A 26,827-nucleotide genomic window follows, 5' to 3' on the forward strand; every position below is an offset into this window, starting at 1 on the left:
TCCTCTTCCCTTCATTAAAAGAGGCTCAAGCAACAAGTTTTCTAACATCTTACTTTTGCCGCCTGAGCTCTTTGCTTGTATTAATCCATTTTCACTAATTGGTTTCCGTCAAAGAAATATAAATATTTTTCCTTTAAGTCTTTCTTCCAGATTGCTTCAACAGCCTTCCCATACAAAGCAACCTGGTCCTTATAACGGTTACGGAGCACAGGTTCCGCCTCTTCAAATCCTTTAACAAATCGTCCTGTGATGGTGTCCGTTTTGTAATCGATCAAAACGAGACCTTCTTCATCTTCCAGTAGGCAATCAATAACCCCCTGCACGAGGATGGTTTCTTCTCTTAATTCCGTTTGTTCTCCAAGCTCATGGCCTTGAAGTGCGAAACTAAACGGAACCTCCCTATGAACATGAACCGACTGCAGCATCCGCTTTCCGACAGGGGTGGAAAAGAAAGTTACAATTGCCTCAAAATCTATCACGTTTGCCTGTTCTGCTGTAATCAATTCTTTTTGAACCATGTCCAGGACCTGTCTTTGGACATAATCTCTATCGACTGTTTCTGCCGAAAGGTCGATATTCTGCATCACGGCGTGCATCGCAGTTCCAATCTCTGAAGCTGACAGCTTCTTCTTTTGCAGAAATGCCGGGCGATCAAGGAAATATTTTCTTTCCGTTTGGACAAGAGAGGTATCTGCATAAGGATCCTGCTGTTCTCTCATTCTTTTTATTTCCGACACGGATTGCTTGGAACGGTGAAGGCTTGCCTCTTTAAATGGATAGGACCAGGTGAGTTGGTCTATTACTCTCGTTTTATATGGACTTTCTATGTCCACCGGTACCCCATGCTTTACTTTATCCAGCAATAGGTTTTCTTCTTCTTTTTCTGCTTCTATCCCCTCTAGGAGTTGTTCCACGTTTGTCACTGAAACCTTCCATGAAGTTGGATGGTTGGTAATATCTTCAGGAACGGCACTTGACAGCTCGTTGCCTCTCAAGATTTCTGCATCTTTATGGCGAACAAGCGCAGGACCAACCCAGTCCATATAGGATTTCGCCCCCGCTCTGGCATAGTCCGGCAACAGCCAGCTTGCATGAGAGGTGTGTTCATTCCACATCGCTTGAGATTTTTCAAAGTCTTTGACCGTTCCAACAAGGTATAATTTCTCTTTTGCCCGTGTCAACGCTACGTATAATACTCGCATTTCCTCTGCAATCAGCTGCGCCTTGGCTTTTCGCTTCAACGCCAGCTGCAAAATCGTAGGATACGTGATTCGCAGTTTTGCATTAACATACTTGGACCCGAAACCAAGCTCCTTATCAAGCAGATAGCTGCTATTGAGATCCATCATATTGAACTGCCTGGACAAGCCGGCAACAAAAACGACGGGAAATTCAAGTCCTTTACTGGAGTGGATAGTCATGAGTCTTACAACATCCTCTTGCTCGCCAAGTGCTCTCGCAGCTCCAAGGTCCTCCCCTCGATCCTGCATCCTTTCTATAAAACGCAGGAACCGGAATAAGCCGCGAAAAGAGGTGGACTCATATTGTCGTGCACGGTCATAGAGAGCTCGCAAATTCGCCTGGCGCTGCTTACCGCCTGGCATGCCACCGACAAAGTCGTAGAAATGCGTATCCTGGTAAATCTGCCAGATCAATTCCGATAATGCTCCTTCGCGGGCAGCCGTTCTCCATGTCTGGAGCATCTGGTAGAATAGCTGGACTCTTTTTGCCAGGTCACGCTCTTCTGCTGTGTCCGGTGATTTTTTCATAAATGCAATCAATGCTTCGTAATAGGATCCCCTCTTTTGCTGAATACGGATAGTGGCCAAATCATTGGAATCCAAACCGACTATCGGCGATCTCAAAACGGATGCTAGTGGAACATCCTGGTAGGGGTTATCAATAATTTTTAATAGGGAGAGAAGAATGGCGACTTCTGTTGCCTCGAAATATCCTGTACTCAAGTTTGCATACAGCGGAAGGCCTTCCTGTTTGAACTCATCCATAAATTGTGGTGCCCATGGCATCGAACGCATTAGGATGACAAAATCCCTGTACGTTACAGGACGCATCACCTTTCTGTCCTTGTCAAAGATTTCATAGCCAGACTGGACGAGATGCTTTATTTTCTGAGCAATCATTTTCGCTTCCACTTGAGCCGTTTCCAATTCCACTTTATCAAAACCGGTGGAACCTCCTGCAGACTCCTCCATTTCGTCCGTTTCCTCTTCACCTGAAGGGGAACTGCTTCGATCTATCAGCATCAGTTCCGATTCCCGGTTTGATGCTTCAGGATAATAGGTGGCCCCGAATTTCAGCTCCGCATCGTCGTCATAGTCGATCTCCCCTACGGTTTCTCCCATGATCTGTTTAAAAATGAAGTTGGTTGCATCCAGGACTTCAGGCCGGGAGCGGAAGTTTTTATTAAGGTCGATACGGAAACCTGATTCCTCCCCTGCAGTATTGAATCGCTTGTACTTGCTTAAAAAAAGAAATGGTTCCGCTAATCGGAATCGGTAGATGGACTGCTTTACGTCCCCAACCATGAACATGTTCCCAGTCTCTTCGCTTTCCTTTGTGACAAGCTTGAGGATTTCCTCCTGGACCATGTTGGTATCCTGATACTCATCCACCATCACTTCCTTGAAAGTCGACTGGTAGCGAAGGGCAGCTTCGGAACGTTCGATCTTACCCTCCTTACTTTTTGCGAGTACACTAAGGCATAGATGCTCCAAGTCGGAGAAATCCACCAAACCTTTTTCCTGCTTCAATAGGCTGAATTCCACGCCATATTTCTTAACTAGGTCTACAAGTGTGCCCATCACAGGTGCTAGTTCCTCCAGATCCTTTAGGAAGGATTCAGGACGTCTTGAAAACAGTTCTTCTTTTATTCCTTGAACCATAGCTTTTGCATTGTTACGAACTTTGGTCCATCTTTCTATCAGTTCTTTATCGTATTCATCACCGCGGCAAGTTTTTGCTCTTGAGAAATCGAGCTCTTGCATCACCGCATACAACTCTTCCCATGAAGAATCCAGGGCGGTTTGAAGTCTGTGAAGTTGAGACAGATCCTGTTCAATATTCTCAGCTCGCGGAGCAGGCCCACCAGGCTCAAGCGTGATTTTCATCGCATTTTCTAATAAGCTTTCCGCCCCTAGAAATTGTAGTTTCATTTCTCTCTTCAACGTCGAGATAAAAGGCAGTTCATCTATGGAAAGCAGGCTTGTGGATTGATAGAATTTCTCGATTTCCTCAAGCCATTTCTCGGGATCAGGATTCGCTCTTGAAAACTCATGAAGATCAAGGACAAGATTCTGCAGTGCACCATCAGAACGGTCATTTGTGTACCGGTCTACCAGTTCAAAGAAAGCGTCATTCCCCTCTTTTCCATACTCCTCTTCAAAAACATTCTCGAGCACTTCCTCTTGCATCAATTGGATTTCTGTTGTATCGGCAATACGGAAGCTTGGGTCAATATCAATCATGTAGTAGTATTTTCTTACAACATCCAGGCAAAAGGAATGGATGGTGGAGATTGACGCACGGTTAAGCAGACTCAGCTGGCGGCGCAAATGCAGGGATGCAGGCTTTTTCTCTAGTTGCTTCTCCAAAGCCTCCCCGATACGGTGGCGCATTTCGGCAGCTGATGCATTAGTGAAGGTCACAACAAGCAGCCTGTCCACATCCACATGCTCCTCGACAATCTTATGGATCATCCTTTCCACAAGGACCGCGGTCTTACCTGAACCAGCAGCGGCAGCTACTAATATATCTTTACCAGAGGCGACAATCGCTTTCCACTGATCATCTGTCCACTGGGCATCTATCGGTTTAGGAAGAAGCTCCATGCTCATGATTCCTCTCCCCCTTCGATTTTTGTTTTCATCGAGGCAATGACCTCGTTTTTCGGTATGTTAGACAGCACTCTATAATCGTTCTCATCTAGAGAAGTATCGAATTGACAGAATGATTTATAAGAACAGAACGTACATGGGGTCTGATTCTTCAGTTTGTAAGGAGCAATACTTGTCTCCCCTTCAGAAATTTTCATGCCGATATCTTCAAATGTTCTTCTGACATATGTGCGCAGATGCGTAAATTCTTCCTCACTTGCAATCGAAGAGTTCGCTTGAAATCCGCCATTCTTTTTAAGGGCGGCAGACACTATTTTGGAGTGTCCGGTTTCAAGCGTCTGATCCATCAGTTTTACGGACTCCTCTTCTCCTAAAAGAAGGCCCTTCATCTTGAAGCTCTTGAAAATCTCTTCTTCAATAATATCCTCAGGTGTCATTCCATTCGTCTTGATCATCGGGTTGTGTACATGAAAGTACAAAACACCAGCAGGGGTGGCTTCACTTCCAAGCCAGCCTTGCGAATGGGAAATGACAATATCCAGATAGGTCAGCATCTGCAAGGCCAATCCATAATAGACTTCCGTTAGGTCAAGTGCTTTGTTGCTTGATTTATAATCGATGATACGAAGCAGTAATCCATTGCTTCCCTCCGCTTTATCTACACGGTCTATTCGGCCTACAAGCTCCATTTGGACGCCGTTCGGCAGGTTGATCTGGATGGGAGGCAGCTCCTCTTTTTTACCGAAGCCGAGCTCCAGCCCAACAGGTGTGAACTTGCTCGCTTTGGAATGGTCGCTCAGGATCTGCGATGCTCTTGTAATGATCGTTTCCAGCTTCCGTTTAATATAGTGGAAGCGATTGGAACTGAGCAGTATTTCCCCTTGCAGCTTAGGAGCGAGAATGTGAACCGCCTCTTTGGCCAGAACCTCGCATTCCTGCTTGGAAAGGTGCTTCCAATCACTGCCGCTCTTCCTGAGTTTATCTGAAATGTGTTTCAGTGCGGCATGAAAAAGCTGACCAATATCAGGTGCTTCCAATCGATAAATTTTTCTGTCTTTCAGTTTCAAGCCATGTGATGCGAAATGGGAGAAGGCGCACGCACTGAATTTTTCCATTCTGGACACACTTGCTTCCATGAAATTTCCGTAAAGCTCACGGCTAACCTTCTGCTCCAGCTTTTTGGCTTCATTTTTATAAAATAAACTCCGTAAGACCTGTTCGGTTTTAGCCTTCCATTCTTCACTATCCAAGAGTGTATTGTACACATCCCACCAGATCGGTTCGACCGGATATTTCTTCATCCAGGCCTGAAGCTGAACCGCCAAGTTGGAGAGCGTGGTAGAAGGTGTATGCACAAACATCAGCTGCTCCTCTTGGGAGAGCTCTGCAGGTTCATTGAGCAATAATTTCTCTTCCAGCAGCGGGAACATTTCCTTGATCCGCTTAATGTAGGAGGACGGTAGAAGTGTTTTCCCCTCTTCATCTGCAAGGGCATAACTAATATATAAATGATGCGATGGACTCAAAAAGGATGAGTAGACAAGAAAGTGTTCATCAAGCAGCCTTTCCATACTAGTCGGGGCAAGCTCCATCCCGTAGTTAGTCAAAAGCTCGCGTTCTTCTTCGGACACAAACCCCTCGTCCTTAATTTTCGCAGGGATTATTCCATCATTAACCCCAATTACAAAGCTGTGCTTAATATCCGTCAAACGAGAAAGGTCGAAGTTCGCGACAATTACCTGGTCGATAGCTGGCGGCACAAGACTGAAACGAAGGCTTTCCAACCCGCTTTCGACCATTTTCGTGTACATGGTCATCGATATTGGGTGTTCCCCGATCAATTCGACCATTTGATCTAGCATCTGTATGATGGCCTTCCAAACCTGCTCGTTTTCTTTTGCAGCGGAAAGATTTCCTTCCTCTTCGGCCCTTTTCATTCTTGCTTCCAGCTTTTGAGGGATCTTGAGGTCTTCCATATATTCATAGAGAGCTTTGCAGTAACTATCCATCGTCTTCGCTTTTTTCCAGCGCTTTTCAAGCATGTGGAGCGGTTCTACAATCATTCCTCTTAATTCATTGATTTCCTGTTCATAGGCAACCTCTTCATCTGTTTGCACATATGGCCCTTCTGTATCCACACTAAAGAAACGTCGATATCTCCAAGGCTCTTTGGAGGTCCATCTGTTCCCCTGGATTCCGTACGATAGGCAATAGTTTTCCAGTTTGTCCGTCTTTTCTCGCATTTCATTAATATCCTGGTCCAGCGAGTAAAAGAAATCCGTTTTCACACAACGGAAAACCGATTCATAGCGCCAGTTCCTAATTATCACTTCAAGGCTTGAGCGCAGCAATTCTACCAATGGATGATGAAGCATCGTCCGCTTCTGATCTACGAAAAAGGGAATATCATAATCTTTAAAAACAGTATTTACCAGGTCTATATAGGACTCCGAATTTCTTACAATTACCGCTATATCCTTATAGCGATTATCATTGTCCCTGACAAGAGAGATGATTTCCCTGGCCACCCCTTCAATCTCCGCTCTCCGGTTGACCGACTGTAGAATAGAAACTTCTGCCTTGTTGTGATAGACGACTGTAGGTCGAACATCAAAATACTGCTCCATATGGCGCAAGGAGTCTGCATGTTGAAACCGGAGTGGATCTTTTAATAGAATTGGTTCCCCCAGTTTGCAGCCCTCTTCCAATGCAAGCTTTCTCAGCTTTTGATAGGTCGTTCCTGTCTCACGGAATAAATGTAGGTCATAAGGTGCTTCTTCGTCATACGGCTTATCTGCGGTCAAGGCAATTGTGACCGAGTTTGCATGCTTCATCAATTGTTTCAGCACTTCCAGTTCCTGGGGGGTGAAGCTATGAAAGCCATCAATGAAAATATCCGCTTTGTGGATATAACTGGATTGGGGTATTTTTTCAGCTAGAAGCTGTAAGTAATCCTCTCCATCCAAATACTTTCCTTCAAGGCTTCCTTCCAATTGACGATAGACTACCAGAATATCTGTCAGCTTTTTGGCTAGCATTTTTTCATGTTCGGAAATGGAGACGTCTTCTCCGATTTGCACGATTTCTTCTTGCAAAAGGTCTGGTGTGATGCAATAACGTTTAAATTCTGTAATCATGCTTTCCATTTGTTCAATGAATCCAAACTGCTCGGCTGATTTACCGAACACCTGAAACTGACTTTTGTGTTCTTCAATCACTTTCCGAAGAAGCATGTGAATTCCTGTCTGGTCAATGTGAAAACGGCTGATACCCCCGACTTCCTGTAAAATTCTCCATGCCAGGCGAGTGAAACTGAACACTTGGGCCCGTATCATTCCTTTTATGTCAGGTGATTGGACAATGCGGTATTCCGATTGAAACGTCATCTGTTCAGGGACTAGATACACAACTGGGGCTCCTTGTGGGTTACTCTTTAGTTTTTGGAGAATTTGCTCGTTGCACCATGTTGTTTTCCCACTGCCTGTTCTTCCTAATAAAAAACGTATTGACACAAGATATCCCCCACTTTATATATCCAAAATAATTATACGTACTTATGTTCTTCTATTTCTATTGTACTGAAAAACTATCATTATTGCCAATGTCACAGCCATATTCAGAAGGTTGTATCTTTCGTGCACGTAACCGGTCAAACCCATGGTGCATAAGGTAAAATGGGCAGGTGATTGGGATGAAAACGAGAAATAACCATTATTTTTCAGCGGCACTATTGATTATCATGGGATTTTTAGTGGTCTGTAACCTTTACACATTGATTCCTCTGTACGATCAGATCAGCATGGAATGGAATGTTCCAACACGTAAGGTAATCCTGGCCAGCAGCTTCTTCAGCGTTTTCTATGCCCTGGGGCTTCTGACATTCGGGCCATTATCCGATAGATTCGGCCGGAAGAATATTATCAGCTACGGATTTCTTTTTTCCTTTGTTGTCACTTTTCTAATCTCCCAATCTACGAATATTTCTCATTTATATCTCTCCCGCTCCATACAAGGATTCGCGCTGGGGTGTTTTGCTCCTGTTGCTTTCGCTTACTGCTTTGATCATTTCTCCCAGTCCCTTCGAACCTTTACCATTTCCCTCATCAATGCAGGGTTTTTGCTTTCCGGTATATTTGGACCGATGATTAGCGAGAAAGTGTCTTTTTATTATCATTGGGACGGAGTTTACGTATTCTTTGCATTCTTATATTTTCTATTGTTTTTATTCGCACATTTAGTTTTAAGACCATCGAAAGCATTGGGTAGTAAGGGGGAGCAACCGTTGCGGAATTTTTCCACCCTCTTGGCTGACCGTGATTTAAGAATCCTCTATATCATCGTTTTTTCTTTACTGCTCTCCTTCGTAACTTTTTACGACAGCCTTTTTCATTTTCTATCCAAAGAATTTCCTGACCAATCCTTCTTGTTGGTCCGTTCCATCGGGTTAATAGGTACTGTCTCCTGCTTGTTTTCAGATGTACTGCTACGTACTGTTGGTGCAAAGCGCCTTATTTTCTTGTGCTCTTTGGCCATTTCACTATCCTTCTTTTTTATGGTGGTTTTCAGCGAAAGTCTGTTCATGATAGGTGCATTATCTGTCATCTATGTTGCTGCCATCTCTTTTTTCCTGCCAGCAACCATCACCTACATCGGGATACTCGGGGGGAAACACCGTGGTAGTGCCATCTCCCTGTACTCCTTCACTTTATTAATTGGTACCGCATTAAGCCCAATAATAAGCCATATCTTCTCATTTGCATCTGTGTTGGCTTTCTTAGGCATCTGGTTTTTAGTGAATTCAATTTTCATTTGGAATATCAAGAAAGATACCTAAACTATAGGTACTAAAAGAGCTTTCCAAACCTAATTTTAAGCTAAATGGCAGAACCAAGTTGATCGCAGTGGAAGACTCCTGTGGGAAGAAGGGACAAGTGAGACCCCGCAGGCTTGCCGAGGAGGCTCACGGACCGCCCACTGGAAAGCGAAGCGCCTGGAACGGAGATCAACCGCTCTAAGACAACTATTGAATTTTTATACTTGTCTTTTAAAAAGGCTGTTTTCGTAATCTTTGTTGCTTTTTCGTATTTATAAACCAACCGTTATATTCCTTTCTGTCGTGCTCTTTTCCTGTCTGTACAGGATAACTTGGATGCCAATTTTAGAGTAGATAAGAAGTGAATAGTAACAATCTTTGAGAAAAGAGCCTTTAAAAAAGCCTCCAACTTCCTTTATAGGAGGTTAGAGGCTTTTATACCGAAAAGGTGTTTATGTGCTCGGAACAGCGGTTGTTGCTTCCATCTCTCTCAAGGTTCTCATTCGTTTTTTCAAATAAAGACCTTGAGCAATTCCAAAAATATTCCCGACCACCCAGTAAAGCGCCAATGCGGAAGGAAGGGTCAAACCAGCAATTAAGATAAACACCGGGATGATATTCATGACCATCTTCATCTGAGGCTGAATATCATCCGTCAAGGTGACTCTTGTTTGAATAAATGTAGTGATAGCCGCCACTACCGGTAAAATATACATAGGGTCAGGCTGTCCAAGACTGAACCAGAAGAATGAATGCTCGGCTATTTCCGTTGTTCTGCCGATTGCATAATAGAAAGCCATGATCACAGGCATTTGAACCATCATCGGTAAACAACCAGCGGCAGGATTTACTTTATGGGCTTGGTATAAAGCCATCAGTTCCGTTTGCATCTTCTTTTGATCATCAGGATTCTTTTTGTCTTTATACTTTTTTTGTAGAGCTTCCATTTCAGGTTTAATTTTTTGCATCGCCAGCATGCTTTTTTGCTGCTTCAAAGCAAGTGGCAATATGAGAAAACGTATGGCGATTGTGACGATGATGATGGAAATACCATAGCTTCCGCCTGTCCAATCTGCAACCGTCGTCAATGCAAGAGATAGTGGATAGACGAAGTAATGATTCCAGACTCCCGAACTATCTGCCGTAATCGGCTCACTCATGTTACAACCTGTTAATAATGCCACCAAAAATACTATTAAACTTACTGTCCAAAACTTTCTCATGTAACTTCCTCCTACTTTTTACAAGATTATTGATTCGTGTAAGCAAAGTAGATGGAGGAGTCTTCTTCATCCAACACTGATTCTTTTGTCGGTCTTTTTCTATAAATAAAGGTAATAAGCCTTCTTCTTTTGCCGATTACTGACTGCAGCTTGTTCGTTTCTAAATCCAAGGATGTGGTATAGCTATTGTGTTGATAAACCACATACTTTGAATCCAAGTAAAAGCAGAATGTGATCAGGCAAAGGATGCCGGCAGTTACATATGGTGCATAGAGTAACAAATCGAGATAGAATTCCATATATGTGACTCACCTTTTTGTTGTTAGTATAGTAGATACGATACTACTTGTACGAATCGGGATTATATAAGTTTCATTTAAAGTATATCCCCACAATAAAAAGATACACCTAGTCAGCAATAATTACTAGGTGTATCTTTTTGTTAATTTTCCTTCTATACATGTTCTTCTTTATTTTCCATGTGGACGAACAGATCACTGTAAGTTTCCTGCAGCTCTTTTTTATCCATTTTCCCTACGGCAGTTTTCGGCAATTCAGCGACGAAGATTATCTTCTTCGGTATTTTATAGACCCCTATCTTCCTCTTGCAAAAGGTCAACAGTTCCTTTTCAGAAGTCTGCTTCTTGTTGGAAATGAGCGCAATAACTGCCTCTCCCCAAACAGGATGAGGTACACCAATTACACAGGCCTCTTTGACCGCTTCATGCTGACAGAGAATCTGCTCCACTTCCAAAGGGTAGATATTCTCCCCACCTGAAATGATCATGTCTTTCACCCTGCCGACTATATAATAATAGCCATCTTCATCTTTGCAACCCAGGTCACCCGTTTTCAGCCAGCCATCACTTTTGATTTTATTGGTTTCTTCTTCTTTCTCCCAATATTTCGAGAAGACATGGGAACCTCTGATATAGATCTCCCCAACCTCCCCTTCAGTTGCTTCCTGACTGTCATCTATCATTAATTTTACTTCATTGAATAGCATTGCTTTCCCGACCGAACCTTTTTTTCCATACGCTTCATGAGGATCGATGTAAAAGTTGTTCGGACCTGCTTCTGTTAATCCGTATCCTTCTTTGAATAATTTTCCCTTTTGGTAGAAAGCCTCATATATTTCCAACGGACAAGGCGCCCCACCTGAGAGGAACGTTCTCATGGTCGGGAAGTCTGTGCTATGAAAACGGGGATGTTCTATCAGCATGCCATACATAGTAGGTACCATCAGGGCAATTGTGCATTCATACAAGTTCAAGAGATCAATCGCTTTTTCCGCACCAAAATTTCTCATTAAAACCACGGTCCCGCCTGCCATGAGTAATGGAGTCGACAAGGCGTTTAAACCTCCAGTATGAAACATGGGCAGGCAAGTGAGGGTGATATCCTCTCCATTCAATCCCCAACTTACAATTGTATTAATAGCATTGGATGTGATGTTCTCATAGGTAAGCATGACCCCTTTCGGCTGTCCTGTTGTGCCACCGGTGTAGATGATGGCTACCGGGGCATTGGAATGTTTGGTGTGTGGGCTTTTCGCTCGTATTTCTTTTTTTGACAACTCTTTCAGCGAAAGCACCTGACATTCCAGCCCTTTTGCATCCTCTAAGTAATCTTCATGCACCACCACACATTTAGCCTTGCAATCTCTTACTATATAGTTCCATTCCTCTACCGCAAGTCTCCAATTTAACGGAACAAAGATCGCTCCTATCTCTCCACATGCAAAAAACAAATCAAAGAATAGAATATGATTGGGCGACAACAACGCCACTCGATCCCCTTTTCCAATACCGGCCGAATTCAGTCTGCCAGCCATGACTTCTGAGCGGTCATACAATTGCTTATAAGTCCATCTTTCTCCTGTTTCGCCGTCTATCACCGCGACCTTACATGGAGACAGTTGTGAACGCTTCTGTAACCAAGAATCATTCCATTCCACTTCCATCTCTCCCCTACAACCTACAAGATACTACCACTATAGGAGTAGAGAGTTACAGAAGGGTTACAGGGAGGAGATTTATGATTTCTCTGCAGTTCCACGGCTGCAAAAAGAAAACTGGCGCCATCAACATGATGGACGCCCGTTTGCAAATGCTTATGCTTCTTTCACTTTTCTCCGTTTGATCACAATATAAAATGCTGGTACAAACAATAGCGTAAAGAATGTCGAGAAGAAAATCCCTGAAATAATGGAAATCGCAAGTGGTGTAAAAAGTACGTCACCACTGAACGCAATAGGAAGCAATGCGGCAATGGATGTAAAGGCCGTCAGTACTACCGGTCGCAATCTGGCTTTTCCTGAATCAATGACCGCTTCACTAAGCGTAGCGCCTTCTTTCAATCGAGATTCCATGAATTCGATAAACACCGTTGCATTCCGCACCACAATTCCGGCAAGCGAGACAATCCCCATCATGGCCATGAACCCTAGGCCTGTTTGGGTGATGAATAACCCGATCACTGCCCCTGAAATGGCCAGGTACACGGAACTCATAATTAGCAACGGCAGTCGTAATGAATTGAACTGAACAACCATTAAGATGTAGATCAGGAAAATAACGATCAGAAAGAGTTTTCCCACTTCAATAAAGAAGTCACTTCTTGCAGAGGATTCTCCTCCAACAGAAACGGAAATACTGTCAGATTCATAAGTAGCAGCTATGTCTTTCACTTCCGCCTCTAATTGCTGCTTATCATCTTCCCCTGGATATACACGAACCGTTATCGTTCTGTCTCCGTCCTTGTGAGGAATTAACGGCAACACTTCTGTTTCTTCAACCGAAACAAGCTCCTCTAGTGGAACAAGAACCGGTGCTCCAAACTCAGTGGTTTCTGTTTTACTTGGCAGCTCCAAGGCTTCAAGAACAATTGCTTCTCCATCCTCTACAAGATCTTGGACGATGGTCAATGTCTCTCTCTCAAGTCCTGCTTCATAAGAACCAACTGGAATGCCTTCTGTAACGAGCCTGATTTGATTACTTATTTCTTGAGCTGTTATGCCATGCTCCTCCATCGCTTCCCTGTTTGGAACATAGTTGATGGTAGGCTGTGCGGAACCTACATCATCGATAACTGCTCCACTTCCTTCGAGACTTTGAATCTCTTCTTTCATCCCATTGACGGATTCCATCAATTCTTCTATATCTTCCCCTACTACCGTCAGAGCAATAGGAGCTCCAACAGGAGGACCGGCTTCAATAGTGGAAAGCATGACCAGCGCATCCGGATTTTCATCGCGGAGTTTAGGCTGCCACTGGGCAATCGTATCTGCAGTAGACTGAAGTTCACGGTCGACCCTGAGTACAACCTGACCAGTGTTTTCACCTGAATTGGATAATGTGCTTCCGAATATCCCAGGTTCCCCGCTCCCAGCAAAGATGGTTGTCTCATAAACAGCTTCATCTGTTTTGATGCTTTCTTCCATCTCTTGAAGCCTTGATTCTGTTTCCTCAAGTGGTGTGCCTGCTGGATAGGTAACGGACACGGTTACCTCTTCACGATCGGCACTTGGGAAGAATACTACCGGAATAAATGGAACAAGGGCGTAACTTGCTGTACAAAAGGTAAGAACAGCAAGTCCTGTAAGCAGGGGCTTTTTCACTACCTTTGTCAATATTCTTGTACTATACCAGTTACTCGCTTTATCAAACTGTGATCCTAGCAGTCCGTCTTTTGCTTTTTTACGCTTCTTTTTCTTTTGGCGCCATGCCATGAAAATTGGCACAATCGTTAAAGCGACAATGGTCGAACCGATGATGGTGGCAATCAACACGGTTGGCAGAGCAGAAATAAAAGCCCCGTTCGGACCACCAAGGAACGTCAATGGCAAGAAGGTAAAGACAATGGCCAGGGTGGAGGTAATGATGGATACCCGAACTTCTTTACTTCCCTTAATGGCACCTTCAAGCGGGCCATCCCCAAGTTGGTAACGCCTCTGGATATTGTCATTCACTACAATGGCATCATCCACCAGAATTCCTAGCGCAATGATGATTCCGATTATGGAAATTTGGTTTAAATCCACATTTGCATACGGCAAAGGAATCAATCCTAGTGCAATCGAAATCGGAATCGAGATTGCCACCAGGATGGCCGAAACGGCATTTAATCCAAAGAAAGTAATCAATACCACTGCTAAAATGGAAATCAGGAATGAAACCCCTAAGTCCTTGAAAATTTTAGACACAATATCATTTTGGGTATAGTAGAGCTCCATCTTCATTTCTTCTGGAAGATCTTTGGAGAGGCGCTCCATCTCTGCATCTACTTTCGCATGCAGCGTCGGGATGTCCACTCCTTTTTCCTGCATAATGGTCAAGGAAATGGCAGGTGTCCCATTATACGTAATTAAGTCTTCCTGGTCTGTCGGAACCTGCGTTAAGCTTGCGATATCCCCGACATGAAGGGAATTGCCCTCATCATCCTTTTTTAGAAAAACACTTTCCACTTCTTCGATATTTTCAATGTGTTCAAAAGTCAGCTGGGAGATCTGGTTTCCTTCCTGTTTACTGCCGAGCGGAGTGATTTCGAGCTCGTTCTGGATAGCTGTTATTACATCCGGAAGTAGCACTCTTTCCTCCTGCATGTTTTCCGAATCAAGGTTAAGTGTGTAACTTGACTCTTCTAGTCCTTTGACTGTGACTTTTCGGACTCCATCAATTTTTTCTATTTGAGGAATCCAGTTATCAATCACATCTTTCTGCTCTAATAGAAATTCACGGTCTTCATGAAGTATATGGTAGGAGGCGATGGCTCCCATTTGAATGTCCGAGTTCACTGTCGGCTCAAATGCGTCCTCCGGGAACTCCCGGCTCACATCGGACACTTTCTGCTGGACAAGAGAGAATACTTTATCCCTGTCCGCATCATCCGTCAATTCCAATACGATATTGGATATCCCCAATCCTGAAATGGAAGTGACACTGTCCATTCCATCAATATCCAATAATTCTTTTTCAAGAGGGGTGGTGATGTCCCGCTCTACCACGTTCGGCGCAGCCCCCGGATAGACGGTAGTTATCGTCCCGACATTTAGAGAGATCTCAGGAATCTCCCGTTTTGGTATCTGAAAATAGGTCAACGAACCGATGACTACCAATAATAGTAGGAAAATTAATGTTACCTTTGGCTTTTTAATGAGTGCATTAAACACCTGGATGTCCTCCTATACGCAATTATTCAAATTTGACTATATATCATGAATTCATCATAAGGTGTTGGCATCCCACTTGGCAAGAATGAATATGCTTCAGAACGAAATGTTACTTTTGTTGCCAAAATAAATGAGATATACAAGATTTGTTAGGTCTATAAAAAACAGGCTCTGTTTAACGCCGCTGTTGATTTCCGCAAATAGCTTCGCTTTCCACGGGGCGACCTTGAGCCTCCTCGGCCTTTCGCCTGTGGGGTCTCAAGATTGTCGCTACTCCCCCGTAGGAGTCTACGCTATTTGCTCCAATCCACAGCTAGAAACCAGTCATCTCATTAAGATAGTTTTTAGTTATCCTTTCGGTGAATGAAACCACCTTGTTGATTGGAGTGGAAGGCGCGCAGACTCCCGCGGGAGGAAGGGACAGGTAAGACCCCGCAACGGAGTGAGGAGGCTTACGGACCGCCCGCAGGAAAGCGAAGCGCCTGGAACGGAAATCAACCGCTCAGTGAAATAACCCAAATATATGAATAAAAACTAGGTACCATATCAGTACCTAGCCAGAAAAGAATATACAATTACATCATGATGCCGCCATCCACATGCAGCACTGTACCATTTACATAATCCGATTCATCCGAAGCAAGATACAGATAGGCATTCGCGATATCACTCGGCTTTCCAAGACGCTGCATCGGAATCACCTGTAGTAACCCTTGTATCACCTTCTCCGGTACAGTGGCTACCATATTGGTATCCACAAAGCCCGGAGCCACTGCATTCACGTTAATATTTTTTCGGCCGAATTCCTTCGCCCATGATTTTGTCATTCCCACTACCGCTGCTTTGGACGCCGCATAGTTCGTCTGCCCGACATTTCCATAAACACCGCTGACAGAAGACGTGTTGATAATTTTCCCTTTACCGTTTTCCAGCATATGAGGTACCACTGCCTGTGTACAGTTGAAGACACCGTTCACATTGACATCCATCACTTTTTGGAAATCTTCCCCGCTCATTTTCAGAAGCATATTATCCTTTGTAATGCCTGCATTGTTGATTAATATATCGATCTTGCCGAACCTTTCTTTTACCATGGAGACCATCTCCACAACCTTTTCCTGGTTGGCTACATCCACTTGATAAAATGCCGCTTCCCCTTCCGCTTGAAGCTCTGATGCTCTTTGTTCCCCAGTCGTTGCATCATAATCCACAAGGGCCACCTTCGCCCCTTCTTTTAAGAATACTCGTGCCGCTTCCAATCCCAATCCGTTTGCAGCACCGGTTATGATGGCAACTTTTCCTTCTAATCTCATTTGTACAGTTCCTCCTGTTTCGCTACGAATGTTGTAATCGCTTGCAATAATTGTGGTAGATCATCTACTTGTGCGGAGTGTCCGCAACCCTTCAGTGTGATGAACGTGGCGGCATCGCCAAGATCCTCGACTATTTCTTTTGCCATCTGTTCGGAAATGACGAGGTCTTTTTCTCCTGCCAAAACGAGGACAGGGATGTTGATATTCTTCACTTCCCCAGTACCTTCTTTCAAGCCGTTATGGTGGGAACTGATATTGAATGTGTTTAGTGCATGCAGTATTTCCGGGTAGTTTCGCTGTGTTAACATATCGTCGAGGTATTCTTCATAGCGTGCAGGTTCCGGTTTATTGTCATGATAGATGGCATAATCCCAGATCATTCTAAGTACATCCTTATTTCGTAATTCGTATGCGTGAGAAATGGTTATGGTCCTTGTCTTATCCTGTAATACCTGATCATAGCTTGATAGCCTTTTGCTTAGATCCGGTTGACCGTTTTCATCGGTATAAAACATTGGATATCCTCTTGTGGAAGCGGAAGCCAGCAAAATAAGCTTTTCTGCATAGCCGGGGTGATCGGAAACGAATTGCATGGCCACTGCTCCACCTGTCGACCATCCAGCCATTACAAAGCTTGAAAGCTTCAATTCATCTACAAATAGCTTTATGTCATCCGCCAAGTCCTTGATGGAATATATTTTCTCATTATAAGTGGATTCACCGAAACCCCTCATATCCACTGCGACAAGATGGTATGAAGAATTCATGTTTTCCATCAGGAGGTCCCAATGCTTGGAAGAAGTCATATTCCCATGAATAAGTACCAATGTTTTTCCGGAACCTTCACGTTCCCTATAGCCGTACGTCTCCCCGTTTGGCAGTTTCACTTGCTTTTGCACAATCATTATTATAACCTCCTTTAAGATTTTCCCCATTGAATAGTCGTTGCGCCCCACGCATAACCTATACCTGCACTGACAAGTACTATTATGTCTCCCTCTTTGATCCTGCCCTGCTGTAAGGCAAGCTCCAACGAGAGAATTTGATCGATTTGCCCGATGTGGCCATAGTCTTCGAGATAGATAGATTGATGTTCCGACAAACCTAGTTCATGTAGTACATAATCATGGGCAGATCTTTTCATGTGAAGAATTCCGAGATAATCCACATCCTCCTGGGTAAATCCGCTTTTGGATAGCGAGCCGCGTATCACTTGCAGGAAGTTTCTCATTGATTTTTCTTCCAGTCTCGCTTTCATTCCTTCAGGGTCCAATACATCCAGTTTATTTTGCCTTCGTTTCAGTGCTTCTGCTGAAATGGGATGTTTTGTTCCTCCCGCAACCACGACAACATCCTCTGAAAAGGACCCGTCCGTAATAAGATGGGAAGACAAAACTCCATTTTCCCCATAGTCTTTTTTCAGCAGGATGGCTCCACCCCCGGCACCCAGGTTATACATGAAACGGGTGCGAGGGTTTGTATAATCAATAAAATCTTCATTCCGATAGCCACCTGCAAGTAAGACGGTCCGAATGGATTCGTCCGCTATCATCATATCCTTTGCCAGTTTTATCCCCATTATCGTGGTACCACACCGCAAAGCCATATCAAAACCAACTGCATTTACCGCCCCAAGCTGCTTTTGCATATAAAGGGCTGCAGTCCATAACGGATACTCCTTGTGCTCTTCTCCGATATAGATAATCAGGTCTATTTCCTCCGGATCAACATTCCCCTTCTCCATGGCAACCCTTGCAGCTTTTATTCCCATCTCACAGGTATGATCCTTATCTGCTGCTACAGGCTTAGTCTTGATACCAAGCTTTTCTTCCACCACATATATAGGTATTCCAGATTTTTCTGCAATCTCCTTGCTGGTCATGAAATTTTCTGGAAGAAATGTACCGACACTTACAATTCCGACTGACGTCATCTCATCACCCGCTTAGTTTATCTTTCATATTTTTCTCTTTTTTAACTTTTAGTTGTGGGCCTTTTCGTTTGGACCACCATAATCTGACTGTCCCTACAATGCCTTGTGGGAAAAACATAACTACGACGATGTAAAGGATTCCGAAAAATATGATCCAGCGTTCAAATATCCAATGCACCTTTGCAAGATCTGTCAACCAGTGATGGGCAAACTCGATCAATCCTGCACCGATGATTGCTCCTATCAATGTGCCTACGCCTCCAATGATAGTCATTAATAAGGCATCCAACGTAACATCGACCGCAAATACGGACGTATTGACAAATCTTAGTGTCAATACATAAAGACTACCGGCAAAGCTTGCAATGACTCCGGCCACCACACTTGCTATCACTTTGTAATGCAGCACATGATAGCCAAGTGATTCTGTCCGGTCTTCGTTTTCTCTTATAGCCTGCAATACCCTGCCTAAAGGAGAATGTGTAAATCTTTTTAATAAAAGAAAGATAACCACCATCAGCAACAAAGCTAGCAAATACAGATTCAACCTGTCTCGCAGCAGATCCGGAATGCTGAAGGTGAACCCATCGTTTCCATATGTGAGAGTACGCCATTTTTCTGCCAATACCAAAAACAGACCAGAGAATGCAAGTGTTAACATGGCATAGAAGTGACTTTTCAACCGGAGGGAAAGCATTCCAACGATATAGCTGACAATGCCAGCGATGATGGCACCAACGAGCACTGCCAGTAGAAGCATGGCAATAGTACTATCATATTGCTTCAGCATTATCCCTGTCGAATAGGCTCCAATACCGAAGAACATAGCGTGCCCGAACGAGACAATTCCTGTGTAGCCAAGTAGGATGTCGTAGCTCATTGCGAAAATGGCAAAAAGGAAGATCTGGGTGAACATGATTAACAGAGTACGAGAGTCTGTAACAAACGGAAGGGCAAGAAGCATCAGGAAAATAATGATATACACTGTATTGGGTTTTGTCATATATCTGTTCATGCTCTCACCCCTTTACTCCAAATAAGCCTTGAGGACGGAAAATCAAGACAATGGTCATCAGCAGCATATTGACTGCCAGCGCCAAGTCCGGTACGTAATAGGCCATAAATGAACCGCTTATTCCGACCAGGATGGCTGCAAGGACCGAACCTGTTATACTCCCCATTCCTCCGATGACCACCACAATGAACGCCAAGATCCCGAATTCAAGTCCCATTTCTGCATAGATGACTCCGGAATATGGTCCAAGCAGCATCCCCCCGAGCGCAGCCATTGCTGCTCCAGCCATGAACACAAGCATAAACACTCTTTTTATATTGATGCCCAATGCCTGCACCATCTCCTTATTAATTACACCAGCACGAACGATAAGACCAATTTTCGTATTCCTTAAAATATAGAAGATGGCTGCAAAAACAAGCGCCCCGATAATGATGATGAACACGCGGTATTTAATAATGATGATATCGCCAAATTCCCAGCTTCCACTTAAATAAGACGGGGTTCTCGCGCTGAGCTGATTCGGGCCGAACACTACTTTAATCATTTCACTTAAAACAAGCATGACCCCTAATGTAATTAGGATCTGCTGTACATGATTTCCATAGACAGGTTGAATGATAAAACGCTCTAACGCCAACCCTAGTATAAGTCCCGTACCTATCGCTGCAATAATTCCTATCATAAAACTCCCTGTTGCCGTGTACACCCAGATTCCGGAGAAGGCCCCCCAGGCAAACAGACCCCCATGGGCAAAGTTAAGGACATCCATTAGACCGAATATCAATGTCAGACCAGCAGCAAGCAAGAATATCAGCATTCCTGTTGCTAATCCATTTACTGTCAGATTCACTAAAACTTCCACGTATCGCCCCTCCTATTATGCAATTCCAAGATAATGCCTTCTGAGCTCCTCATCTTCCTTCAGCTCATGCATGAGGCCATGGTGAACGGTCCTCCCGTCATCCAATATATAAAAACAATCCCCGATTGTACTAGCCATGTAAAAATTCTGCTCCACCAAGATGATCGTTGTTTCTTTTTTCATCTCCTGGATGGAATTCATCACTTTTTCCACCATGATCGGAGCGAGCCCCTTGCTTGGTTCATCGATCAATAGTAGCTTGCTGTTATTGACATAAGCTCGGGAGATTGCCAGCATCTGTTTCTGACCGCCACTTAAGTTCCCGCCACGTTTTTTCCAATATGTCTTCAAATCTGGGAACAGTTCGAGCACCCATTCTAATTTTGCAAGTGTTGTTTCATCATTCTTTCTCATGGCGACCTTCATATTCTCCTCCACAGTTAGTTCCCCGAAAACCCCTTGATCTTCAGGCACATATCCGATTCCCTTATTCGCAATTTCATAGGTTGCCAGTCCCGTAATATCCTCCCCGTCAAAAACAACCGAGCCCTTTTGAGGTGGATTCAACCCCATGACACTTCTTAGAGTGGTCGTTTTTCCAGCGCCGTTTCTACCTAGAAGAACGGTAACCTCCCCCTGTTTGGCTTCAAAATCAACACCTTGCAATATATGAAACTGTTCAATATACGTCTGGATTTTCTCCACTTTAAGAAGCGTTGTCATCATATAGTCCTCCCAAATACGCCGACTGTACTGTTTCATTGTTCATGATTTCTTCTGGTGTCCCATCCGCCAACAATCTTCCGTTAAACAGTACGGTAACCGAATCCGATAAATCCATAATCATGTCCATTTTATGTTCAATGAGGATGATAGTTCTGTCCCCTTTGGCCTTTATTAGTTTGATAACCTCCAAGATAGCTGGAACCTCTTCTATGGACATCCCTGCCGTCGGTTCATCCAAGAGAAGAATTTCCGTCTCCAGCGCCAATAGCATGGCAATTTCAAGTTTTCTCTTTTCACCGTGGGCAAGGTTCTTGGCAACAGCATGGGATTTGTTCTCCAGAAGGACAGTCGTCAACAGTTCCAGCGCCCGCTCTTCAAACTCCTTAAAGTGAAGAAAATGGGAAAACATGTTATATCGGACGCCTCTTTGCGACTGAACGGCCAGCCTAACATTCTCCAACACCGTCAGATTGGGAAACACATTGGTTATCTGAAAGGAGCGGCCAATTCCTTTCCTTGTCCGTTTCATTGGCGGAAGCTTTGTAATGTCCTCCCCTTTTAAGATCACTTCCCCTTTTGTCGGTTTCAACTGCCCGCTCAATAAATTGAAAAAGGTTGTTTTTCCCGCTCCATTCGGACCGATGATGGACTTGAAATGATATGGATCCACCGAAAAATTCACATGGTCCACTGCCACATGCCCACCAAAAGCGATGGTTAAATCCTTTGTCTGCAAAATCGGATTCAAGCTGACTACCTCCTTTTCATTTAAAAGCTGATTTCTAAAAGATTGTTGTTGGCTATAAAGTTTGACCGTTCCTTTCCGCTGCAGGCACTCGCTTTCCGCGGGGAGGGCCGGGAGCCTCCTCGGCAAGCCTGGAGGCCACTGAAAAAGTACTGAATTTTAGTTCTTGGGTAAACACCGCTGTTGATTTCCGCAAATAGCTTCGCTTTCCGCGGGGCGACCTTGAGCCTCCTCGGGCTGCGCCCTGCGGGGTCTCAAGATTGTCGCTACTTCCCTGCAGGAGTCTACGCTATTTGCTCCAATCCACAGCTAGAAACCATTAAAAACAATTCGTTTTCAGTTTTACAGTGCCCTCCAACGGAGTGAGGAGGCTCAAGCACCGCCCCGCGGAAGCGAACACCTGGAACGGAAGGAAACAGGGCGTTTAACAGACCCCTCCATAGAAGTTTTCCAATAACACGAAGGAACCTCAGGGCAGCGCCCCAAAGTTCCACATCAGCTTATTGATTATTCCGAACCGGAGGCGCTGTTTCTTCCGGAGTCAACTCCCTCATCAACACAGGAACCGGATAATCGAACCCATCCACCTTCTCCAGACGCACAGCATATAAAGTTTGTAACGCCTGATGATCTTCAGCACGGAACGTCATTTGCCCCTTTGGAGTATCAAAGCTCATCCCTTCCATCGTCTCAATGATCAAATCCGTATCCGTATCACCCTCTGTTTTCTTCAATGCTTCCACAATTGCAATAGCAGCACTCATTCCACCTGGTGTAAACAAATCAGGAACTTCTCCGTTAAATTTCTCCTTATGCTTCTCCACCAGCCAGTCATTGACCGGATTATCAGGTAATGTGTGATGGTAAACAGTGAACCCTTCCATGCCAATCAATTGTTCCATCGTATAAAGTGCCGCAATATCAGGGGCACCTGTAGAGATCTTGATTCCTCTGTCCTGCACTTTCATATCAGAAATCTGATTCCAAGGAGAATTGGCTCCAGCCCATACGACAAACAGATAGTCAGGTTTGGCATCCAAAATCTTCTGGATATTGGATGTGAAGTCCGTTGCTGCCGGATCCGCAAATTCTTCCAAGACAATTTCTGCACCAAGTTCCAATGCCGCCTCTTTGAAAGCGGCAACTCCATCATGCCCAAATGAATAATCAGGTGCCAAAGTAGCTATTTTCACTCCCTCACCAGCAATTGCAGCTGCACCAGCCACCGCATCTTGAGAAGAGTTACGTGCTGTACGGAAAATATACTTGTTCCAATCGGCTCCCGTAATACTATCTGCTACTGCCGGCTCGACCAGCATCACTTTTTTATATTCCTCAGCAAGAGGAAGCACTGCCAATGTATCTCCAGAACTCGAAGATCCCACCAAGAAATCCACTTTGTCTTCTTCCAATAACTTGGTAGCCTTTTGGATGGCCACTTCCGGTTTAGTTTCCGTGTCTTCCACGACAAACTCGATTTTATGGCCGTTCACTTCCATTGTTCCTTCCGTTGCATACTCAAGACCAATTTCAAACCCTTGCACCGTTTGCTTACCATACGTTTCAAGGGCTCCAGTCATTGACGCTAGTACACCAACCTTAATTACCTTCTTGTCTCCATCATCACTTGAGTCTGTGTCTGTCCCGGCATTACTGTCACTACATCCTGCCAACACCAGCATCATCATACACAGAAGCAGAAAACCTGTCTTCCACTTTTTCATCTACTTTCCCCCTCATCAACCCTTTGATTTGTAAAGTTGTAGCTTCAGCATAAGACGAAGTGGTTACAAATGGGTTACAAGAACAAAGTGAGGAGGTTCCCGGACCGCCCACTAGAAAGCGAAGCGCCTGTAACGGAAATCAACTGCTTTAAGACAAACCAGAAAAAAAACCCACCATTCAGGTGGAGTTCAATTCGCTTTTCCAAGCACCATATCGTACATCTGCTTTGTGGAAAACATCGGTTCCACACCGAGCTCATTTTTCAAATACTGCTTACACTTTGCAAACCATTTCATCGCTTGTGATCGATTATTCTTATGGTAGTAACAAAACATCAGTAGGCGATACGCTTCTTCCCAAGTAGGGTCTTTTTCAATAACCTTCTCGCACCATTGGATGGCGGTATCATACTCTTTGCGGGCCACCAATAGCTGTGCAAGCTTTTCACTGCATCGTAAATAATAGACTAATAGTCGCTCTCTTTCATTCAGACACCAATCAGCATATTTCTGATCAGGGAGAAAATCTCCTTTATATACTGCCAACGCTTTTTCTAAATACGCAAAGGCCTTTGTTGGATCCTGTTCTTCCAATCCAGCCGAGGCGAATGATTCAAATTCGATGCAATCTACCAAATAGCCGCTGTTAGGATTCAAACCATATGAATGCCCTTCCCTTTGAATGAAAAAAGATTCAGTTCTCGCCTTCCTCTCCGGCTCTAATGCATTGTTCAAGGCATTCAGGGCGACTTTGAAATCCCGGGTCATGGACTTTTCCGGTACATTCGGCCACAATGCTGCAAAAATCTCATCCTTTACTAATTGCTTGTTTCTTTTGGTGACGAAAAACTCTAAGAGCTCTTTTGCTTTTATACGCTGCCAATCTTTCGCTTCGACTTCTTTTTGTCCAAGCCAGACTCTGAAGCTACCTAATGTTTGAATTTTCAAAGTGTAGCCCGGATGATTTCGGACTTCAGAAAAACCAAGTTCATTCAGCAAGGATGTCACATATGTGCGCTGAATATTTCTGCTTTGCGCTTCCAACAAAAGGGGAGTGTATTTCTGAAGGTCACTTGGACCGAAAGTGGTTCGATTGAATAGAATGAATTCATAATTTCCGGTTTGTAAGGTCGTTAAAAATGCGTTCATAGAATCTTTAAATCCATTCCACTCCTGGAGTTCATAGTGATAGATGGACTGCCAGAAATTCAGCAACATCTCTGCATATTCATCTCCGCATTTATGCAAAAGTCTGGTCGCCCGAAGTCCATATAACTCAACCTCTTCCCACTTCCTGCTATGAACAGAAGCAATTTTCATCGCGAGATAGATAAGGCCGGAAAGCCAATTATCTTTTACCTCTTCCGTTTCTTTTAACGCTTCTTCCCCACAAAGAATGGCTTTCTCATAGGCGCCTTGTTCTGTATATAAAATACAAAGCCCCATGTTCGCTTCTGCTTTCCCTCTTGAAACATTTAAATCTTCCATAATTTCCAATGCGGTTTGATAGCATTCCTTGGCAAGGACACTATCATATATCTCCATCAATTGAACCGCATGACCCAGACGAATCCAGCCACAAGCCTCCACGAATGGGGCTTGAAGTTTGACTCCCTGTTTAATTCCTGCATCAGCCAGTTTTTTAGCCTGATCCGCATTGCCGATAAATGCTTCCACAAGAGATAACAGGAGGTCTGTTTCACGATGTGATTGAGGAAGTGTCCCTTCTGTATGACTTTTTTTCTTGTATATCAGCAGTTTCTTAGCCATCTGCAGTTTTCCGGAACGCAACAGGATTCTGGCTTCCAGATTTCCGGCTTCCTCTTGTTTATAAAATGTATCCAGCTTTTCAAACCATTCAAAGGCTTTGGTGGCATGACCCGCGTTTAATAGATTCTCGGCCATGATGGCATATAGCTGGTTCTCTTCTCTTTTTTCAATAGGGCAGTTTTCCATTAGTTTTATGGCTTCCGATAAGACCCTTTCTGCTTTGATTGGTTGGATGGTATCTAGGTATATTTTCGCGATTCCTTTTAACGATCTGATGATGACCAGTGAATCACCATTCATTCTTGCTGCTTCCAAGCCATTTCTATACGCCGTTTCTGACTCTTCATATTGACAGCGATAGCGCAGTATCTCTCCTTGTATATACCAAAGCATATAGTAGTTCCCTTTAATTTGGATATTCATTCTAAGCAGTTTTTCTAAGACATAAGATAGCTGGCCTTGTTCCAACAACTTTACTCCATGCTCATGAACTAGAGCTCCTATGGCTCTATAATCCCCGATTTTTTCAAAATGAGCGATTGCAGGAAGAATCTCTCTTTGTTTCATATACCACTTGGCACAACGCTTATGCAAAAGCATAAATTGCTGTTCCTGATCTTTTATCCTTCTTTCCAAAAACTCTTTGAACAAGGCATGATAACGGTATTGGTTCTTTCCGGTAACGGTAATAAACAGGTGACGTTCTGTCAGGGATTGCAACAAGTAATTGGACCCATTGATTCCAAGAACTTCATCACACATCTCCCCGTTCAGAACGTCCAATATGGAGGTTTGTTCCAGAAACTGCTGTACCATCGGGGTTTGTTTCATGAACACTTCTGTCGCCAAGTATTTGAATAGGTCCTCCAATGTTCCTTGCGTCATAATCAGTCCTTCCGTGGATGTTTGCTCCACAAGCCTCTGACTCAACAACCCTAATGCCATGACCCATCCTTCCGACAAAGAATAGATTAGTTCTATATCATCTTTGCCAACATCGAGCATATAAACATCTTCCAGAAGAACCTCCACTTCCTCTATCGAAAATTTAAGATCCTCTTCCGTTATTTCCAAGAGCTCATTTTTAACTTTCATCGCTGTAACAACTTCCCAGCCAGGTCTTTCCCTAGTTATTAAAATCACATGAAGATTACTAGGGATATGCTGTAGCAACCAATGGAACCATGTAATAATTTCCGGATTGTTCTGAACAAAATGAAAGTCATCTATAATTAATATGAGAGGCTTTCCAATAAGCGCGATTTCATTAATGAACAGAGAGCAAAGATCTTGGACTTCTTCCTCTCGAATATACCGGTCCATTCTGTTCAGGTAATTTAAAAGACCTTCTCCGAATTCCCTGTATCTGTTTCTAATAGAGTGGACAACATACCGAAGAAACGGAATCAATTCATCATCGAAATCCGTTGCGGTGTACCAACAGGAAGTGGATTCAAACGTAGGTACGAATGAGGCTACAATGGTACTTTTCCCATATCCGGGACCGGAGTGAACAAGGGTGACCCCAAAACTCGTAACCGCTTTCATTTTTCTTGCTATCTTAGCCCTCCTTAGAACATACTCTTTGACAGTTGGTGTCGTAATCTTGGTCTGCAATATGGTATCCTGAGAGATCATCAATCCGCCCCCTTTTTTCAGAATCTTTTTAATTCAAT

The 26,827-nt window shown here is 43.9% G+C and carries 16 protein-coding genes; 1 reads left to right on the top strand and 15 read right to left on the bottom strand.

Annotated features, from left to right (window positions below):
• Positions 1-80: 80 nt before the first annotated feature.
• Entirely contained in the window at positions 81-3,854 is a 3,774-nt protein-coding gene (addA, locus tag AB685_RS13595; protein ID WP_047971145.1) for a helicase-exonuclease AddAB subunit AddA, read from the bottom strand.
• Entirely contained in the window at positions 3,851-7,366 is a 3,516-nt protein-coding gene (addB, locus tag AB685_RS13600) for a helicase-exonuclease AddAB subunit AddB (RefSeq protein WP_047971146.1), read from the bottom strand. The genes addA and addB overlap by 4 nt, the downstream gene beginning before the upstream one ends.
• A gap of 179 nt (positions 7,367-7,545) precedes the next feature.
• Between addB and AB685_RS13605 the strand changes: the two genes are divergently transcribed.
• Positions 7,546-8,688: an MFS transporter gene (locus tag AB685_RS13605; RefSeq protein ID WP_047971147.1), complete on the top strand. Its 1,143-nt coding sequence runs from the start codon at positions 7,546-7,548 to the stop codon at positions 8,686-8,688.
• A gap of 431 nt (positions 8,689-9,119) precedes the next feature.
• Here AB685_RS13605 and yidC read toward each other — a convergent pair whose 3' ends face one another.
• From yidC to AB685_RS13670, 13 genes are all read right to left on the bottom strand, one after another.
• Positions 9,120-9,890: a membrane protein insertase YidC gene (gene yidC, locus AB685_RS13610; protein WP_047971148.1), complete on the bottom strand. Its 771-nt coding sequence runs from the start codon at positions 9,888-9,890 to the stop codon at positions 9,120-9,122.
• Positions 9,891-9,916: 26 nt separating this feature from the next.
• A complete protein-coding gene (locus AB685_RS13615; protein WP_047971149.1) occupies positions 9,917-10,189 on the bottom strand; it encodes a hypothetical protein in 273 nt (90 codons plus the stop codon).
• 155 nt (positions 10,190-10,344) lie between these two features.
• A complete protein-coding gene (locus AB685_RS13620; protein ID WP_241773293.1) occupies positions 10,345-11,847 on the bottom strand; it encodes a long-chain fatty acid--CoA ligase in 1,503 nt (500 codons plus the stop codon).
• A gap of 156 nt (positions 11,848-12,003) precedes the next feature.
• Positions 12,004-15,060, bottom strand: a complete 3,057-nt coding sequence (locus AB685_RS13625; protein WP_047971151.1) for an efflux RND transporter permease subunit — start codon at positions 15,058-15,060, stop codon at positions 12,004-12,006.
• Positions 15,061-15,635: 575 nt separating this feature from the next.
• Positions 15,636-16,373 (bottom strand): 3-oxoacyl-ACP reductase FabG, encoded by a 738-nt coding sequence (gene fabG / locus AB685_RS13630; protein WP_047971152.1) that lies wholly within the window; start codon positions 16,371-16,373, stop codon positions 15,636-15,638.
• Positions 16,370-17,278: an alpha/beta hydrolase gene (locus AB685_RS13635; protein ID WP_047971153.1), complete on the bottom strand. Its 909-nt coding sequence runs from the start codon at positions 17,276-17,278 to the stop codon at positions 16,370-16,372. Before AB685_RS13635 ends, fabG begins: the two co-directional genes overlap by 4 nt.
• 14 nt (positions 17,279-17,292) lie before the next feature.
• Positions 17,293-18,306, bottom strand: a complete 1,014-nt coding sequence (locus AB685_RS13640; protein WP_047971154.1) for a 3-oxoacyl-ACP synthase — start codon at positions 18,304-18,306, stop codon at positions 17,293-17,295.
• 4 nt (positions 18,307-18,310) lie between these two features.
• Positions 18,311-19,321: a branched-chain amino acid ABC transporter permease gene (locus tag AB685_RS13645; protein WP_047971155.1), complete on the bottom strand. Its 1,011-nt coding sequence runs from the start codon at positions 19,319-19,321 to the stop codon at positions 18,311-18,313.
• Between the two features lie 4 nt (positions 19,322-19,325).
• Positions 19,326-20,186 carry a branched-chain amino acid ABC transporter permease gene (locus AB685_RS13650; protein ID WP_047971156.1) on the bottom strand — a complete coding sequence of 287 codons (861 nt, stop codon included), beginning with the start codon at positions 20,184-20,186 and terminating at the stop codon, positions 19,326-19,328.
• A gap of 15 nt (positions 20,187-20,201) precedes the next feature.
• Positions 20,202-20,909 (bottom strand): ABC transporter ATP-binding protein, encoded by a 708-nt coding sequence (locus tag AB685_RS13655; protein WP_047971157.1) that lies wholly within the window; start codon positions 20,907-20,909, stop codon positions 20,202-20,204.
• Positions 20,893-21,660, bottom strand: coding sequence for an ABC transporter ATP-binding protein (locus tag AB685_RS13660; RefSeq protein ID WP_047971158.1), 768 nt, complete (start codon positions 21,658-21,660; stop codon positions 20,893-20,895). Before AB685_RS13660 ends, AB685_RS13655 begins: the two co-directional genes overlap by 17 nt.
• A gap of 497 nt (positions 21,661-22,157) precedes the next feature.
• Positions 22,158-23,381 carry a substrate-binding domain-containing protein gene (locus AB685_RS13665; RefSeq protein ID WP_047971159.1) on the bottom strand — a complete coding sequence of 408 codons (1,224 nt, stop codon included), beginning with the start codon at positions 23,379-23,381 and terminating at the stop codon, positions 22,158-22,160.
• 189 nt (positions 23,382-23,570) lie between these two features.
• Positions 23,571-26,789 carry a BTAD domain-containing putative transcriptional regulator gene (locus AB685_RS13670; RefSeq protein ID WP_047971160.1) on the bottom strand — a complete coding sequence of 1,073 codons (3,219 nt, stop codon included), beginning with the start codon at positions 26,787-26,789 and terminating at the stop codon, positions 23,571-23,573.
• Positions 26,790-26,827: the final 38 nt, after the last annotated feature.

This window comes from Bacillus sp. LL01 (assembly GCF_001037965.1).

What these genes read in the sequence shown, in the direction of transcription:
- addA (WP_047971145.1), bottom strand. Translation starts at nt 3,854, where the DNA reads ATGAGCATGGAGCTTCTTCCTAAACCGATAGATGCCCAGTGGACAGAT.
- AB685_RS13605 (WP_047971147.1), top strand. Translation starts at nt 7,546, where the DNA reads ATGAAAACGAGAAATAACCATTATTTTTCAGCGGCACTATTGATTATC.
- yidC (WP_047971148.1), bottom strand. Translation starts at nt 9,890, where the DNA reads ATGAGAAAGTTTTGGACAGTAAGTTTAATAGTATTTTTGGTGGCATTA.
- AB685_RS13615 (WP_047971149.1), bottom strand. Translation starts at nt 10,189, where the DNA reads ATGGAATTCTATCTCGATTTGTTACTCTATGCACCATATGTAACTGCC.
- fabG (WP_047971152.1), bottom strand. Translation starts at nt 16,373, where the DNA reads ATGAGATTAGAAGGAAAAGTTGCCATCATAACCGGTGCTGCAAACGGA.
- AB685_RS13635 (WP_047971153.1), bottom strand. Translation starts at nt 17,278, where the DNA reads ATGATTGTGCAAAAGCAAGTGAAACTGCCAAACGGGGAGACGTACGGC.
- AB685_RS13640 (WP_047971154.1), bottom strand. Translation starts at nt 18,306, where the DNA reads ATGACGTCAGTCGGAATTGTAAGTGTCGGTACATTTCTTCCAGAAAAT.
- AB685_RS13645 (WP_047971155.1), bottom strand. Translation starts at nt 19,321, where the DNA reads ATGAACAGATATATGACAAAACCCAATACAGTGTATATCATTATTTTC.
- AB685_RS13655 (WP_047971157.1), bottom strand. Translation starts at nt 20,909, where the DNA reads ATGACAACGCTTCTTAAAGTGGAGAAAATCCAGACGTATATTGAACAG.
- AB685_RS13665 (WP_047971159.1), bottom strand. Translation starts at nt 23,381, where the DNA reads ATGAAAAAGTGGAAGACAGGTTTTCTGCTTCTGTGTATGATGATGCTG.
- AB685_RS13670 (WP_047971160.1), bottom strand. Translation starts at nt 26,789, where the DNA reads ATGATCTCTCAGGATACCATATTGCAGACCAAGATTACGACACCAACT.